Raw genomic sequence first — 13,585 nt, 5'->3', positions numbered from 1 at the left:
GAACCACCACATGCGTTCGCTGATCATCGTATCGGCGGCGGCCCTTGTGCTGTCCGCTTGCACCACCACCGGCTCGATCGACACCACGATCAAAAGCAACCTGCCGAAGACCTGCGCACTGCTCGAGACGGCGCATGCCGCGTTCGTGGCGGCGTCGGTATCCGGCAACATCAAGGCGTCGACTATTGCCAAGGAAAAGGCCGCTTACGACGGCGTGCGCGTCATCTGCGCCGATCCGTCCAGCGTCACGGCGACCAATGCTCTTGTCGTCGCCGCCACGGCCTACGCGACCATCTCTCTCGCACTGAAGGAAGCACAGTAATGGGTAGCATCTCGAAAGCACTCGGCGCCGGCGTCGGCGGCGCACTCGCTGGCAGCGCCGGCGTCCCGTTCATGCCGGAAGGCACGCCATGGTACGGCTATCTCGCGCTCTATGCGCTCACGATCGGCCTGCCGGCGGTCCTGACTTATTTGGCACCGAAGAATCAGCAGTAAGCATCGACACCGGCTCTCAACCTCGGGGCCGGCCTTTTCATCAAGTGCGGCATTGCAAAAAAAACGAGGGCGAAGAGTGAGCAACGGGAATGAAGAGATGCCTACCGTCCGAGCGCCAGTCTGGAAATGGGAATGGAACCTAAACACGGTCGTAATCCTGCTTGGGTTCATTAGTGGGATTGCTGCCTGGGGGATGACCTGGGAGCGGCTGACGGCCAATCAACAGATTCACGCCGAAAACATAGACAAGCTCGACAAGCGCGTGACCACCCTTGAAGCGTCGATGCGCTTGCTCGACAATCACGAGCTCCGCCTAACCGGCGTGGAGAAGCAGGCGGCCGAGGCGGCTACCTCGATGCGGGCCGTGGAGAACACGCTGAACAGCCTGGCGGCCGACATGCGCGTTACTCGCGAGATTCTTCAACGAATTGAAGCAAGTCAGCGCGAACGCGGCCAGCTTCGGCGTTGATCTGTGCCGTGGCGCTCCGATCAGAGATTGACAGATCAAGTTCTAGTTGCACAAAGTCCCTTTGACTGGGGGCACACATGGCATTGATTCTCGATCCGGCGCAGCGCGTCATCGACAAAGATCACCAAATCTTTGTTCTTCATCCGGGCGACGGAAAGCGCTTTTACAACGACTTTATCGCCCATAGCGCAGTCTTCCTAGACATCCCAGGAATTAAGCTTGCCGCTGCTCCCGACATCGAGGATGAGGAAACGCGAAAGCTCCTCCGTATGGCTCGGGCCATCGGCGGGTGGCACAAGAGCGGTAGGCCTGCTCAGAAATTGCCACAGCGTGATGCACAGTCTTACTCTGTGTCTGTTGAAGGCAGGGAGGCTCCACGCTTTATGCGTGAAGTCCAGACGCTCTACACAGATGCGAAGCCGGGTGACCTAATTATTATTCCAGGCCCTGGTTACAATTCGGCCGTGTTGATGGCTGAACTAGTCGGTGAGTTTGACCCGGAATACAGAGTGGATTCCGCGCGGTACTCTGCAGATCTAATCCCTGCTCGTCGTATAAAATTCCTCCAGACTGGTCACGCGAAATACGAGTTTGGCCGTCGTGCGATCCAGCTCATGCAGAATCGACAGGCGATCATCCGGGTGAGTGATGACGCCGACAGACATGAGTTTTATGAGCACGCTTACGGTGACTACGTCTGGGGGGATGTATCAGGGAATTACATGGAGATTACCGAGTCGGTGGTAGATCAAAAAGATCTGACTGACGTTCTCTTCATGACGAATTACTATGGCGCCATGTATGTTGCGATGAAAGCCGACAAGCTTGACCACTTCGCAAAGCTGCCATGGCATAAGGCCATCAACGAATACTACAATCGAGAGCTGTTCGGGGACATCTCCATTGAGATCCATTCGCCTGGATTCTTTGGCAGGCCCATGCGGAACGCCTCAATCGCCGGCTTCATCGCGGCGATGACCGCTCTTGCCGCTGCAGGCGCAAGTTCGGCCGAGGTGGCGACGGTTGTCGTGCAAAACTCCGCTAATGGTCGCGTTTCTGTTTGTGATCTGGACTTACAGCAGGATGTCCAGTCTACTGTAAAAATGGTTTCAAATGCCCATCTATGGTGGGACGAAGTGTGCGCGGCGCAGAAGGCCGCCTCTGAAAAAACAGGCCTTAAGACTAAAGCAAAGGTTATCGACAAAGCTACAACCGGCAATTAAGAAGCGCGTGAGCGCCCCTGCGGAGAAGGTCACAGCATCATGACCGGCATCACAACTTGGATGAAGCATCATCTCAAAGCTGCTTTTATTGCAGTGGCAGCGGGCGGGGGCCTCATTGGCACTGCCGCTGGTGGCGTCGGCACATATTATTTTGGACTGCAGCAAAGCCGGGTTGACCGCTTTGCAGACAGTTTGATGGAGGAATATAAGGCCGTCGCAGAATCGAAGCGTGAACTTTACATTGCTATCGACAAGTTCACGTTTGCCCTCGCCAAGGGGAAGAAGCCCGATTCGGATGTAGTGACCGAGCTCAATCAAAAGCTTCTCGATTTACATCAGCGTATCGATGTTTTCAGTCTTGGCCTCAACGACGACGACAGGCAGAAAGTCGCCGACGTGAAAGCCGCACTGGCAAATATGAAAATCGAGGCGGCTCAAGCAAGATCTAAGCGTGACTTGGAGTATTTTACGGGTCGGCTTGCCCAGTTTGAGAGTGCCTACCAAGCAGCAAGACCGATTGTGGAGCGTAAAATCGGGACGCCGAACGCACTTCTTACGGGCTAATGCGCGCCTCATCGTAGCCAGATAGAAAGCTTGTGCCCGATCGCCGGCAGATGTATCGGCCGATCGACCAGAGGTTCAGATCAACCTTTGTGGCAAGTGTCTTGCTTTGAAATGCAGGCGTGGCCGCACGGTTTACCTTTTTTGCACGGCCAATTGTCGCAACCGGTCGTAAGGACCGAAACAGTCAGCAACATCGTAGTCAACAGGAGCCTCCCAATCAGGCATCCTTTTGTTTTGCAGATGCCAGACAATCAGTCGTCCTCCATCTCGAAAGTGCGGTACTCCCCGCTTTCGCTGTCGTAAACTTCGATCTCGACGCCTGACCCGTAGCGATTAATGTCTTCGATCGTCACGTCGCGATAGTCGCCGGTCTCGGAGTCGTAGATCTCAATATCCCGTCCTTCCCGAACTAAGTTGCCCCTTCCGATCTCAATCGACGCGCCTGTTTCTGTGTCGGTTCCGTCCCAACCGTAAGCCGGACCGGAAAGCACGACGGTCACGGCGAGCAAAATCATGCGGTTCATTTAGTCCTCCCTTGGGTCTTGATCTCAGTGGCAGTGTACGGAGCCAGCTTTGTTGTCCATGTGGCAGCATTGTCCAGGCGGTGAGCTTTTTCGACATCCCCCGCCGTGTGCGGAGGCGAAAGTGGTAGAAATGAGAGCCAGCGCTGTGGCCAATGCAAACGTGAGCGCGACGAACATCCCACCTTTCCTTTTGTGATTGAGGCCGCGAGATAAGCTCCTTCATCGACAGGAGCGGAACGGAATGGTTGGAGATCGCGCTGATGCCATGCTTGAAGTCATGGATGAAGGCATGCATGAAGCCAGGCATGAGGGAAAGTATCGTCGGATCGAGGTGATCACCGGTCGACGCCAGCGGCGGAATTGGACTGACGAGGAGAAGGCGCGGATCCTTGCGGAAAGCGCAGAGCCCGACGTGAACATCTCGGCCGTTGCCAGGCGCTGGGGCGTCAATCGCGGCTTGCTGAACGTCTGGCGTCGGGAAGCTGGGCTGACCTCTCGTCGCTTTGCCAAGACCTGCGCGCAGCAGGCCGTGTTCGTGCCGGTGACGGTGGTTGGCCATCGAACGTCTCCCGAGAGCTCGCCATCGGATGTCGCCCACTACGCCGCGGGTCGTATTGAGATCGAGTTTGCCGGGGCACGCATGACCGTGATCGGCTCGGTGGCGCCCGAGTTGGCGCAGGCGATGGTGGCGGCTTTGCGAGCACGCCGGTGATCGGACTTTCGCCGAATGGCGTGAAAATCATGGTGGCGACGCAGCCGGTCGACTTCCGGCGCGGCATGAATGGCCTGGTGGCCCTGGTGGCGTCAGCGCTTGCGGCCGATCCCTATTGTGGCGACGTGTTCGTGTTCCGCGCCAAGCGTCTCGATCGCCTTCGCTGCATTTATTGGGACGGATCAGGCATGATCCTGGCGACGAAATGGCTTGAGGCGGGCAAGTTCGTTTGGCCGCCGATCCGCGATGGCGCGATGCAAATGAGTAGCCAGGAGTTCTCGCTTTTGCTGGCCGGCATTGACTGGACGCGCGTCAAACGAAACGCAGTAAAGCGGCCGACGAAAGCAGGCTGATCCTATTGGTTTTGCTTGAAGATTCAGGCTTGTATGGTAGGGTCTGCCATGCCGCTTCGACCCGACCCCTTGCCTCAGGATGCCGCGCAATTGAGCCGGATCATTCTCTCGCTCGATGCAGAGAATGCCGACCTCAAGGCGCGCGTTGCCTTCTTGGAGCAGCAGCTCTTTGGGCCGAAATCGGAGAAAATGACGACGCTCGACCCGACCCAGGCGACACTCGACCTAGGCGATCTCAGCCCCATTCCCGAGGCGGCCAATAATGATGTCGCGCCCGTCGCCGAGGAGACAACGCAGGCTCGACGGGCGCCATCGCGTAACATCGGTCGTTTGCCCAAGCACCTTCCCCGGTATGACGAGGTCATCGAGCCGGAGAGCAAGATATGCCCGTGCTGTTCGTTCGAACTGCATTGCATCGGCACGGATGTCAGCGAGGCGCTCGACATCGTGCCGGCGGTTGTACGGGTGAAACGGACGCTCCGACCGCGCTATGCCTGCCGGGCATGCGAAAGCGTCATCGTGCAAGCGCCCGCGCCGGCGCGTGTGATGGACGGCGGCATGGTGACCACGGCCTTCGCTGCCCATGTCGCCGTTTCGAAGTTTGCCTGGCATTTGCCGCTGCATCGCCAGGCGCAGATGCTTGCCTCCTGCGGCGTGATCATCGATCGCGGCACGCTCGGCGCCTGGGTGACGCGGGTCGCCTGGTGGCTCGAGCTTCTCTACGACGCACTTACCGCCTTCATCCGCTCCCAGCCAAGGGTGTTCTGCGACGAGACGCCGCTTCCGCGGCTCGATCCGGGGCGCAAACGCACCAAGCTTTGCCAACTTTGGGCGCAGGCGGTCGACGATCGGCCATGGAATGGTCCGGCGCCGCCGGCGGTGGCCTATATCTTTGCCGAAAGCCGCAGCGCTCGTGAGGTCGAGGGGCAACTGTCGTCGTTTGCCGGCGTGCTTCAGGTTGATGGCTATCAAGCCTATAAAACCTTGGCCAAGCGCCGGGGAAAGAGCAATGTCGCGCCGCTGCGGCTGGCCTTCTGCCTTGCCCATGCGCGACGCAAGTTCGTCGATGTCGTCAAGCTGAGCGGCTCCTCGGAGGCGCTGTCGATCTTGGCCAGGATCGCCGAGGTCTATCGCATCGAAGCGAAGATCCGAGGCGAGAATGACGATACCCGGTTGAGGGTGCGGCGTCGCGAGGCAGCGCCCATCATGAGCGAACTGAAGGCCCAGCTCACCGAACTGAGCGACGAGGTGTCGGCAAAATCGGCGCTGGGCAAGGCCGTCACCTACACGCTCAACCACTGGAACGGACTGGCAGCCTTCCTGGAGGATGGCCGGATCGAAGTGGACTCCAATGTGGTCGAGCGTTCGATGAAATCGGTGGCCCTGACGAGGAAGAATTCGTTGTTCGTGGGCAATGAGCGCGGTGGCAAGACCTTCGCGGTCCTGGCATCGCTCGTCAACACAGCAAAGCTCAATAGTGTTGACCCCGAGGCCTGGTTAGCCGATGTGCTGGAACGCATCATCTCCGGCAAAGTGAAAGCCAGCGAGATGGAAAGTCTCCTCCCTTGGAACTGGAAGGCTGAGCGCGAGGCGATGACAGAGCAGGAGCGACGGGCGGCATGACGCACAACAACCAGGGCATGACGACCGCACGACCGAAGCTTGATGATGAGGCGTTCGAGGCGTTTATCAGGGCACGTCGTCCAGCATCGCCAATCTGGTCAATGAGCGGTCTCGATGGTTATCTTACGGCTCTCATCATCGGCCCGAAGTTCATCGACCCACGCAAATGGATCCCGGAACTGACCGGTCCGGATGCGCTGAACCTGCCGATGGAGACAACAGAACATCGGGCCGTACAGACGATCGTTGCTGAGTATAACCGCATCTCGGCGAGCCTTTCCGAAACACCGAAAGACCATCGGCCCAGGTTCACCAGGATCGATGATCAGACCTTTGATCAGTTCGATTGGGACCTCTGCTTTTTGTTGGGAACAGGATACGCGCCGAGGCTTTGGCAGCCGGTCCTTCGAGGTCATGCCGGGACTGGCGATATCATCGCGCCCATCCGCAGGCTCGGCGAGACAAAACGAAAAGCGACCCGCCAGGATGCTGCTGACGTCGCCGAAGCACTCGTCAATATCCGAACCTACTTTATGCCGAAGCGGGCAAAACAGAAGTTCTGACCGAGAGCCAGAAACCTATTTAGTCAATCACGAAAGCCGTGGGCCATTCGTTGCGCTCACATGCAAACCGTGCGAGGATCGGAAATTTCCCAAATCGCATTACCACCCCCCAGGCTTTGATGATGCGCTGCGTCTGCCACACCGGTTGCCTGCGGCGTCTCGCTGCCACTCGTATTGGCAATTACCGGGGTACGTTGGTGTAGGATAGTAGCCGCTACCGCAGTTGTTGTTCGCGCAGACGGCAATGGCGGTTCCCACCAATGCAACAGCGACGACGGCTGCCGCAGCTTGGTTCTCCTGCTGCACCATGTTCATGCACTCGATCGGGTCAATGCGACGACGCGCGAGCTCGCCAGTCAGTTCCTGCGTAAAGGCTAGATCGGTGTTCGTGATGAAGGTCCGACAGAGCGCGGACTTGGTCACGCGTGTGGGGTCTTTGCGAAATTCTGCCTGCGTCGTCGTGCAGCTCGATAAGGCAAACGCCATCGCCGCGGCAAGGCTAAGCCGCGAAAAGATAACAGATTTCAATTGTATTACCCCCAATTCCCTCGGGGATCATGGCACAACTTAATGAAGAGTCGAGTCTGAAATGCTAAATTAGCGTTGCTGCCATTTTCGAATGCGACGAGCTAGTGCCGCATGCTTTCGGAGCACCACGCCGAGAAGCCGCTACTGTCGGAAACACCTAGATAGATTTCGGGGCAGGGCCGGACAAAGAAATGGCCCCGCCGTCTCGCGGAGCCAAGGAAGGTGTGCTGCTCAAACAGGGCGTTGCCGGCTAGTAACCAAAGTAGACTGTCACGCCTTGCCGCCGTTCGTAACGGTAATAGTCACGATAGCCGTATCGGTAATGATCACGATATCCGTAGTACCGGGAGTAACGAGGGTAGCACCTGCCGTAGTAACCGCAGGGACGATAGGCGTACCGTCGGTCCCAGTGACGATCCGCACGCCAATGGCGATGGCTCCGGTGTTTTACCTGCTCGACATTGCCGGCCTGCATCTGTTCGGATTTCGGCACGAAGATCGGCGCGGCGTTTAGCGGTAGGGCGAAGGATGCAGCTAGGACTACGGCTGCGAGGGCGGATAATAGCTTCTTCATTTGACGCATCCTCTCTAGTTCTCAGCTTGATCCCTCAAGCGTGAACCTCCGCGCGCTCGACCTTGGCGGAACCTAGCCCTGAGGTGGACCCCAGAGCGCTGGGTCGCTTGGGGCTGGGGTCGCGCTCTGGGATCACTGGCGCCAACGGCGGGGGCCTCCGAACCGTTAGTGCTTAAGCAGCAATGGCGGGGATGTTCAGATTCGGCAACGCCGCTAAGACCTTTGCCTGAGCATGCCGGACTTAGGTCCGGGGCCTGGCCCGCCGGCGCCTGGGCTAAGGGAAACGGTCTTCGAGTGCGGGGCGCATCTTGTCGAATCCGACAATTGCGCCCTGCGACAGGGTCTGTTCTTATGCGGGCATGACGAAGCTCGAAGACTTGAACTTGCACCCATGGCTCCTTCAGGAGCTCAAAATCTTCGGATATGAGACGGCTGAAGATTTGAAGGATGTGCCATCGGCCGAACTGCTCCGGATACCCCTACTTGGCGGAAGCGTTTGGCGAAAGATATGCAAGGCCGCCGGACGGGAGTTGTATAACCCATGACCGAGCCTTGCTAGAGCCCGTCGTCAACGCGCGCCATAGGACGACGGCCCCATGCCATGATATTCCGGCATGAAGAATGTGCATTCGTATCTGTCGGTCATAGCCAACAGCAGCGCGCTCGTGATCGTTCTCTTGGCGTCGTCTCTCTTGTTGGCGTCAATGCCGACCAGATCCTTCGCCACGGTCTCGGGGACCTTCCAAAGCTCCTCCGCCAGAACGTCGATAATCTCCGCTTCGTCGACCGCGGTGCCATTACGCTCTATCCGGTGATTGATGCGGACGCTTTTGACGATCGATTGCGCGATCCAACGGGCGCTCGACTTCTCCCGCCGCCGGGATTGGCCCGTTCCAGCGAACGCCCGTTTTATCGGCATTCGCGTGGTCGTAAGGCGGATGTAGATGATTTGGTCGAGGTTCTTATAATCGGGCACGGGTTCTCTCCCTGGCAGGTATCTGCCGGTTGCTGTTGTGCCGCACTATTGGAAAAATGAGCGTCCCGCCTGACGCTGTCTGTTTCAGGCCTGCTTTGCTGGCGGCCAAGTCGCCGGCCGATGCTCGTAGCAGAACCAGTTGGGCGCGGCGCTGCCGGTCGCAAAGCCGAAACCACCCCACTTCTTGCAGCCGGGGTGCTCGCACCAGTGGTTCACAAGCAAGGAATCCGCTCTCGGGTCCGTGCTCCTCTCGTCACTCATGCTGCATGCCTTCCATTTGCGTGTTCCGCAAATGTTCTCATCGGCGCGCTTGGGAGTCAACGCTCAGATGTGCGGCGACTTTCAGTCGTCTAGGATAATTCGCAACGTCCGGATCATGTTTGCCGCCTCGAGGAGCGCGGCTCGGACGTTATCGCCAGTGTGCCTCTCGATCCCGGCCGCGGTCGTCTGAAGGTCGATGACTGGATCCGGTTCGGTCTTGCTCGGCGCCATTCCGACTTGCTCCCGCATCTCACGGATCGTCACCACAGCGCGCTCCAGAAGCCGGCGCTTTTCGAAGGCGGTCAGGTGCTCGACCTGGTTAGCTGCCCAGACGAGTTCGGAGATGAAGGCGGTCGTCAGAGACATCGCAAGCACCAAAGTCGTTAGGTTCGCGTCCGGACTAAATTTGCGAAGTGCGCACGAGTCAAGGTCTGACGGTTGCGCTTGTGGAAAGGGTGGAAAAGCAAAGGTTGTGATTGGTCCCTGGCTTCGGAGGATGCTTGAACTGTCCCCCGGAGGTGCGAGATGTCGCTAACCTATTTCGCCAGGAACGCCAGAAGCGCCGATCGCGCTCGACGCCGAATGCAACGCGAGGGGGTAACCATGTCGGGCGCAAAGCTCTGGACAGACGAAGAGCGCGAAATCGTACGGAACCTCGCGCCAGACTACGACGCGATTTTGAAACAGCTCCCGCATCGTACGCGTAACGCCGTCAGGAACCAGGCTGGAAAGATGGGCCTCCGCCGGGCAATCCACATCTGGACGGCTGCTGAAATTTCTAGACTTCGAAAGCTTTTTCCTCGCGCGCCGGCCGAAGAGATTTGTGCCGCGTTTCCGCATTCGACATGGATCAACATTCAGCAGGCGGCGCGTTATCATGGACTCCGCCGGAGCGCCAAACAATACAAGATCACTGGTATCGACGCGCTCGATGAGGTCAGAAAAAGATGCTTCGAGATCAATTGGACAATGATTGATCTCGACAATGCTGCCAAGACAAAGAGGTATTTTCGTCGCGCTGGCTGGATCGGCAAAAAGATCAACCATCGAGCGCTCGGGCGAGCCATCGAGGCTCTTGATGGAGTTGTCCAAGCGCAATGGAACGAATAGAGCGAAGGTAAATTCTGTTCGGCTTCGCTTTTCAATCGTCCCAGGTGTTCTGCTGACAAGGTGCGCTTCGTTCGCGATTGACCGCTTCGGGCCATCCTGCCGGCGCTTGGCAACAAAAAAGGCCGGACTGAATCCGACCTTCCGATAACCGGTAGCGGGTGGTTTCTCCGATGAGCCATTTACGACCCATTAGGGCGGATCAAGCTTTGTCATCACTTGATACGGGCCAGACGCTACCGGCAAAAACTATTATACGCCTCCCATCTATCATTGCCAAACTCTTTCAACTCGAAAGCCTCCCTACAGCGGGAAAACGCTCGGGCAACGCCTTGTCTATGTCTTGATACCCGCGACATGCCAAACGGCGGAAATCCGCCTCCTATACGGGGGTTTTGGGAGCGGCGAGTCTCGTAGAGGGCGGTCGGGTCCAAATTGCTGACTGTGGGCAATTTGCCTCCGTACACGCGATTAGTCATCGTCCCAGTTCTCTTTGCCATCCCGGGCGAAGATCATCTGCTCCGGGATCGACGGCTCCGGGCCTGGCAGCACGGTAATTACAAAATTCCGAGGGTCGATCTGCACGATCGAGCCCGTGTTGCGAGCCGCGCGCAAGATCCGCTCGATGTCTGCCTGGCGGAAATTCGCTCGGCTCATTAGTCGGCGCTGAAGTTCGGCGAGAAGCCTATCCGTCGCGTTGTTTGAACAACCTCGAATTTATAAGTCACATCAGCGGCTGGAATTATCATGGTCATCGGGTATCCCTCCAAGCTGAACCCTTTCAGACTGCAGCAGCCCCACGTCGATGGAACCAACCGACGTAACCACCATGCTGAATTCCCGATCTCGCAGGTAGAACGTAGAGACAACGTCTTGGCCGTCTTTCAACTGCTGATGCAGCGGTGTCAGACTATCGACCACCAACATACGCACTTCGCTCGCTTCTGATGCCATCTAACGACTCCTCACAGCCTAGGCTGGCAACCTGCCACGACGCACGCGTTAGTCAAGAACCCTTGTTGGAGCTTCGCTTCTCGTCCTGGCTTTCAGTGGTGTTTGCCGGGGACAGGGGATGCCGCCTAGTAAGATAGCTCGCTATCGCGGCCTTCAGCACGATTTGCCATGTTCCCAGGCTGATCTGCGTCTGTTCATGGTGTCGGCTGTTCTGATCAGAACGGACCTCCGCTACCATTTCTCCAATTGTCCATAACCGGATACATGGGCGACTTCTTGCCCGAGAACGGATGTAGCTCGCCGCGATTTAGAGGCAGCGTGACGGATGGGCGCCCTGATTGGCACTCGTAGATACTCCAAAACAACTTAGCGATCCGGATGCAAAATCTCTATTCCCAAGGCGCCGACAGAGCAGGCGGCTGGAAGAACCACTTCGAGAGAACCAAACGGTGGGAGCAGCGCGCCGTTCAGGCTCTTGCAAATCTCCCGTCGGTCGATTTCCACGAGGCTTTAGATTTCGCGCTCGCGTATTTCGTCTGGTGCCATTCGCTTCGCGACTGGCTCATCAAAGACGGTGCGATCTCTAAAGACGAATTGGATGATCGCCTAAAGCAGCATCCAGAATGGAAGATCGTTCGCGACCTCGCGAATAGATCCAGGCATATGGTACTCACCCAGAGCCCGACAGACGAGGAATGGGCTGTTTTTCGTGAGTACGAACCCTTCGCGCTGCAACTGGAGGGCCGCGAGCGACATCATATGAACCTGTTCTTTGATGGCGAGAAGCACCGGGTTTCCGACCTCGTATCCCGATCGAGCCGGATGTGGAATGACGTCTTGTTTGGCAGCGGCCTACTTCCAGTTTGAGTAAATCGCTAACATGCAAGAGAAGGCGAAAATTGCGCGAGCCGCTTGCATGTTCAAATTGGCAAGCGGGGCGTTTTTGCGGGAGTGTTACGCTTCGGGCGCGGCGGTCAATGCGGCCTGAAAGACGGCTTTGCGGGGTTTCGAAGACTTCTCAAAGGCAGCGCGCGAATATTGAAGCCCCGCCCCCTGCTGGATCGCCAGATTTTGCCATTCGTGGCCCGGTTGTCAAAGTCGTTCTCCGCGACATTCCGCTCTTCCCCACGGGCAACTCGTTGATTTTCAACCATTCCCCCGCACGCGGCCCGGATTGAGTCCATGCCGATGGAAACCCTCAATGCCGCACTGGCTCCAACGGCAAAGTCAGCGCCGGCCCGCTCTTGACTCCGAACTGCCTTCTGAATTGCCGTGACGCGCTGCCGTCGAACAGCGATAGCGGCAATGGCACGCCGATGGCCCATTTGTATTTTGCGGCCGGATCGTTGCTCAGGTCTTGGTGTGCCACCGCGCTCAAGGGCAGAACATATTCCGGCTTGCGCAGGCCTCTCTCGGAATTGCCCAGCCACGTCAGGACGACCAGGATTTCGCCGCCGAGTTCGAGGGCATCCAGTGCCAGTTGTTTCCCGCCGACCGATGCGCGGACCGCCTGTTCGTGAAGCTTGAACGCACTGAGCTTCAGTTCGTTTTGCGGATCCGTCATTTTCCTGGGCCTTTCGAAAAGCATTGCTGGCTTTGAGCGGGACGCGCTCAGTGAGCCTCCCTATCACAATGCAAGCGGGCACCGAAATGGCAGGATTGCTTGTCAGCTCCCGCTGCCGGCCGCCGCTTCGAGCGGTAGGCCCAAGCGAGGCGAAACGCCTCAGCGATGGATCGACGAGGTGATGGTCGAGTAGTCGGGCAGGTCGATATTGGCGATCTCGGCCGCCCGATATTGGGACAGGGCGAAGTGCATGATGGCGATCACGGTGATCGAGAAGACCAGTACGGTGACGTTGACGCCGAAAGCGGTTTTGATCATGTCCGTTGTCCTCCGAGCCCTGCGTTTGTTCACGTGTGTCGGTAAAACCGTGACATGGAGACTATCGTGTGGCGGCAACCTCGCTGTTCCCCGGGGAACATGAGATATGGTTAGCGGAAACTTAACCGGCGTTGCATGAAAGGCGCACTTGCCCAAACGGCTTGCGATCGGCGCGCCCTTGAGTAGGGTGTGCGCCTCGTGCCGGACCGGATTCGTGCCCGGACATCTTCGCCACCTGGTGCCCCGCGCACTGCTTCGGCTCGAGCCGCGAGCTTTGCAATCCCATTGGCGCCTCGTTTTTTTAAAGTGATTGTTTCATGACCATTTCCATTCGCCCCTCCCGTCCCTACGATTTTCCACGCACCTTCGAGATCTGGCGCAGCGCCGTTGTCGCCACGCATGATTTCCTGACGCCGGAAGACTTTGCCGCTATCGAGACGATGGTCCGAGACCAGTATCTGCCGGCTGCCGAGTTCTGGATTGCGGCTGACGAGAACGATGAGGCGCTCGGCTTCATGGGCATGAGCGGGGCACAGATCGACTCGCTCTTCGTCCACGCCGAGGCGCGCGGCGGCGGCGTCGGCCGGCGGCTCGTCGAGCATGCGATGAACCTGCATCCGGTGCTGACGGTCGACGTCAACGAGCAGAACGCATCGGGTGCCGGTTTCTATCAGCGCCTGGGTTTCGAGACGGTCGGACGCTCACCCGTCGATGATGCAGGCCGGCCCTATCCGTTGCTGCATCTCAACCGAGGCTGAACCGGGCGAACCGGGGCCT

The 13,585-nt window shown here is 58.0% G+C and carries 21 protein-coding genes; 12 read left to right on the top strand and 9 right to left on the bottom strand.

The features are described from left to right. The first annotated feature begins 10 nt into the window (after positions 1–10). The 5 genes from QM996_RS13820 to QM996_RS13800 all read left to right on the top strand — a co-directional run bounded on the left by QM996_RS13820 (position 11) and on the right by QM996_RS13800 (position 2,751). Positions 11–322, top strand: a complete 312-nt coding sequence (locus tag QM996_RS13820) for a cell wall anchor protein (protein ID WP_500267968.1) — start codon at positions 11–13, stop codon at positions 320–322. Further along, positions 322–495 (top strand): hypothetical protein, encoded by a 174-nt coding sequence (locus tag QM996_RS13815; protein WP_192372506.1) that lies wholly within the window; start codon positions 322–324, stop codon positions 493–495. Before QM996_RS13820 ends, QM996_RS13815 begins: the two co-directional genes overlap by 1 nt. A gap of 97 nt (positions 496–592) precedes the next feature. Next, a complete protein-coding gene (locus QM996_RS13810; RefSeq protein WP_500267967.1) occupies positions 593–964 on the top strand; it encodes a hypothetical protein in 372 nt (123 codons plus the stop codon). 77 nt (positions 965–1,041) lie between these two features. Next, the gene (locus QM996_RS13805; RefSeq protein ID WP_500267966.1) at positions 1,042–2,187 is read left to right on the top strand and encodes a hypothetical protein; all 1,146 of its coding nucleotides are present in this window, start codon (positions 1,042–1,044) and stop codon (positions 2,185–2,187) included. Positions 2,188–2,226: 39 nt separating this feature from the next. Continuing rightward, a complete protein-coding gene (locus tag QM996_RS13800) occupies positions 2,227–2,751 on the top strand; it encodes a hypothetical protein (RefSeq protein WP_500267965.1) in 525 nt (174 codons plus the stop codon). Positions 2,752–3,002: 251 nt separating this feature from the next. Here the strand turns inward: QM996_RS13800 and QM996_RS13795 are convergent, their stop codons facing one another. Then, the gene (locus tag QM996_RS13795; RefSeq protein ID WP_500267964.1) at positions 3,003–3,275 is read right to left on the bottom strand and encodes a DUF5334 family protein; all 273 of its coding nucleotides are present in this window, start codon (positions 3,273–3,275) and stop codon (positions 3,003–3,005) included. 241 nt (positions 3,276–3,516) lie between these two features. Between QM996_RS13795 and tnpA the strand changes: the two genes are divergently transcribed. Genes tnpA through QM996_RS13775 form a run of 4 tightly spaced genes read left to right on the top strand, consistent with a single transcriptional unit; the run spans position 3,517 to position 6,526 of the window. Then, on the top strand, positions 3,517–3,987 hold the full coding sequence (gene tnpA / locus QM996_RS13790) for an IS66-like element accessory protein TnpA (protein WP_334141775.1): 471 nt from the start codon (positions 3,517–3,519) through the stop codon (positions 3,985–3,987). Further along, on the top strand, positions 3,984–4,340 hold the full coding sequence (gene tnpB, locus QM996_RS13785) for an IS66 family insertion sequence element accessory protein TnpB (RefSeq protein WP_291165224.1): 357 nt from the start codon (positions 3,984–3,986) through the stop codon (positions 4,338–4,340). The genes tnpA and tnpB overlap by 4 nt, the downstream gene beginning before the upstream one ends. Before the next feature lie 48 nt (positions 4,341–4,388). Next, on the top strand, positions 4,389–5,963 hold the full coding sequence (gene tnpC / locus QM996_RS13780) for an IS66 family transposase (protein ID WP_334141772.1): 1,575 nt from the start codon (positions 4,389–4,391) through the stop codon (positions 5,961–5,963). Then, positions 5,960–6,526, top strand: coding sequence for a UPF0149 family protein (locus QM996_RS13775; protein ID WP_334141769.1), 567 nt, complete (start codon positions 5,960–5,962; stop codon positions 6,524–6,526). The genes tnpC and QM996_RS13775 overlap by 4 nt, the downstream gene beginning before the upstream one ends. Before the next feature lie 99 nt (positions 6,527–6,625). Here QM996_RS13775 and QM996_RS13770 read toward each other — a convergent pair whose 3' ends face one another. The 4 genes from QM996_RS13770 to QM996_RS13755 all read right to left on the bottom strand — a co-directional run bounded on the left by QM996_RS13770 (position 6,626) and on the right by QM996_RS13755 (position 9,231). Continuing rightward, positions 6,626–7,054 carry a hypothetical protein gene (locus QM996_RS13770; protein WP_500267963.1) on the bottom strand — a complete coding sequence of 143 codons (429 nt, stop codon included), beginning with the start codon at positions 7,052–7,054 and terminating at the stop codon, positions 6,626–6,628. A gap of 250 nt (positions 7,055–7,304) precedes the next feature. Continuing rightward, the gene (locus QM996_RS13765) at positions 7,305–7,628 is read right to left on the bottom strand and encodes a hypothetical protein (protein WP_500267962.1); all 324 of its coding nucleotides are present in this window, start codon (positions 7,626–7,628) and stop codon (positions 7,305–7,307) included. A gap of 568 nt (positions 7,629–8,196) precedes the next feature. Further along, the gene (locus QM996_RS13760) at positions 8,197–8,604 is read right to left on the bottom strand and encodes a hypothetical protein (RefSeq protein ID WP_500267961.1); all 408 of its coding nucleotides are present in this window, start codon (positions 8,602–8,604) and stop codon (positions 8,197–8,199) included. A 342-nt stretch (positions 8,605–8,946) separates the two neighbouring features. Beyond that, positions 8,947–9,231, bottom strand: a complete 285-nt coding sequence (locus QM996_RS13755) for a hypothetical protein (RefSeq protein ID WP_500267960.1) — start codon at positions 9,229–9,231, stop codon at positions 8,947–8,949. A gap of 237 nt (positions 9,232–9,468) precedes the next feature. On the opposite strand from QM996_RS13755, the gene QM996_RS13750 reads away from it, so the two are divergent. After that, complete coding sequence (locus QM996_RS13750) at positions 9,469–9,975, top strand: hypothetical protein (protein ID WP_500267959.1); 507 nt, start codon at positions 9,469–9,471, stop codon at positions 9,973–9,975. Between the two features lie 468 nt (positions 9,976–10,443). Here the strand turns inward: QM996_RS13750 and QM996_RS13745 are convergent, their stop codons facing one another. Both QM996_RS13745 and QM996_RS13740 read right to left on the bottom strand, forming a co-directional pair. After that, complete coding sequence (locus tag QM996_RS13745; protein WP_500267958.1) at positions 10,444–10,629, bottom strand: hypothetical protein; 186 nt, start codon at positions 10,627–10,629, stop codon at positions 10,444–10,446. A 72-nt stretch (positions 10,630–10,701) separates the two neighbouring features. After that, positions 10,702–10,926 carry a hypothetical protein gene (locus QM996_RS13740; RefSeq protein ID WP_500267957.1) on the bottom strand — a complete coding sequence of 75 codons (225 nt, stop codon included), beginning with the start codon at positions 10,924–10,926 and terminating at the stop codon, positions 10,702–10,704. Positions 10,927–11,304: 378 nt separating this feature from the next. Between QM996_RS13740 and QM996_RS13735 the strand changes: the two genes are divergently transcribed. Next, positions 11,305–11,793: a hypothetical protein gene (locus QM996_RS13735; RefSeq protein WP_500267956.1), complete on the top strand. Its 489-nt coding sequence runs from the start codon at positions 11,305–11,307 to the stop codon at positions 11,791–11,793. A gap of 331 nt (positions 11,794–12,124) precedes the next feature. Here the strand turns inward: QM996_RS13735 and QM996_RS13730 are convergent, their stop codons facing one another. Continuing rightward, positions 12,125–12,490 (bottom strand): hypothetical protein, encoded by a 366-nt coding sequence (locus QM996_RS13730; RefSeq protein ID WP_500267955.1) that lies wholly within the window; start codon positions 12,488–12,490, stop codon positions 12,125–12,127. Positions 12,491–12,649: 159 nt separating this feature from the next. Then, on the bottom strand, positions 12,650–12,808 hold the full coding sequence (locus QM996_RS13725) for a hypothetical protein (protein WP_500267954.1): 159 nt from the start codon (positions 12,806–12,808) through the stop codon (positions 12,650–12,652). A 317-nt stretch (positions 12,809–13,125) separates the two neighbouring features. Here QM996_RS13725 and QM996_RS13720 point away from each other — a divergent pair, with 317 nt between their 5' ends. Next, a complete protein-coding gene (locus tag QM996_RS13720; RefSeq protein ID WP_500267953.1) occupies positions 13,126–13,566 on the top strand; it encodes a GNAT family protein in 441 nt (146 codons plus the stop codon). Positions 13,567–13,585: the final 19 nt, after the last annotated feature.

It is taken from the genome of Sinorhizobium chiapasense, assembly GCF_045277575.1.
GTDB lineage: Bacteria > Pseudomonadota > Alphaproteobacteria > Rhizobiales > Rhizobiaceae > Ensifer > Ensifer chiapasense_A.
This window is presented reverse-complemented; position numbering and strand designations above follow the sequence as displayed.

Coding starts and splice junctions, on each gene's coding strand:
- QM996_RS13820 (WP_500267968.1), top strand. CDS start 11: ATGCGTTCGCTGATCATCGTATCGGCGGCGGCCCTTGTGCTGTCCGCT.
- QM996_RS13815 (WP_192372506.1), top strand. CDS start 322: ATGGGTAGCATCTCGAAAGCACTCGGCGCCGGCGTCGGCGGCGCACTC.
- QM996_RS13810 (WP_500267967.1), top strand. CDS start 593: ATGCCTACCGTCCGAGCGCCAGTCTGGAAATGGGAATGGAACCTAAAC.
- QM996_RS13805 (WP_500267966.1), top strand. CDS start 1,042: ATGGCATTGATTCTCGATCCGGCGCAGCGCGTCATCGACAAAGATCAC.
- QM996_RS13800 (WP_500267965.1), top strand. CDS start 2,227: ATGACCGGCATCACAACTTGGATGAAGCATCATCTCAAAGCTGCTTTT.
- QM996_RS13795 (WP_500267964.1), bottom strand. CDS start 3,275: ATGAACCGCATGATTTTGCTCGCCGTGACCGTCGTGCTTTCCGGTCCG.
- tnpA (WP_334141775.1), top strand. CDS start 3,517: ATGGTTGGAGATCGCGCTGATGCCATGCTTGAAGTCATGGATGAAGGC.
- tnpC (WP_334141772.1), top strand. CDS start 4,389: ATGCCGCTTCGACCCGACCCCTTGCCTCAGGATGCCGCGCAATTGAGC.
- QM996_RS13775 (WP_334141769.1), top strand. CDS start 5,960: ATGACGCACAACAACCAGGGCATGACGACCGCACGACCGAAGCTTGAT.
- QM996_RS13765 (WP_500267962.1), bottom strand. CDS start 7,628: ATGAAGAAGCTATTATCCGCCCTCGCAGCCGTAGTCCTAGCTGCATCC.
- QM996_RS13755 (WP_500267960.1), bottom strand. CDS start 9,231: ATGTCTCTGACGACCGCCTTCATCTCCGAACTCGTCTGGGCAGCTAAC.
- QM996_RS13750 (WP_500267959.1), top strand. CDS start 9,469: ATGTCGGGCGCAAAGCTCTGGACAGACGAAGAGCGCGAAATCGTACGG.
- QM996_RS13745 (WP_500267958.1), bottom strand. CDS start 10,629: ATGAGCCGAGCGAATTTCCGCCAGGCAGACATCGAGCGGATCTTGCGC.
- QM996_RS13740 (WP_500267957.1), bottom strand. CDS start 10,926: ATGGCATCAGAAGCGAGCGAAGTGCGTATGTTGGTGGTCGATAGTCTG.
- QM996_RS13735 (WP_500267956.1), top strand. CDS start 11,305: ATGCAAAATCTCTATTCCCAAGGCGCCGACAGAGCAGGCGGCTGGAAG.
- QM996_RS13730 (WP_500267955.1), bottom strand. CDS start 12,490: ATGACGGATCCGCAAAACGAACTGAAGCTCAGTGCGTTCAAGCTTCAC.
- QM996_RS13725 (WP_500267954.1), bottom strand. CDS start 12,808: ATGATCAAAACCGCTTTCGGCGTCAACGTCACCGTACTGGTCTTCTCG.
- QM996_RS13720 (WP_500267953.1), top strand. CDS start 13,126: ATGACCATTTCCATTCGCCCCTCCCGTCCCTACGATTTTCCACGCACC.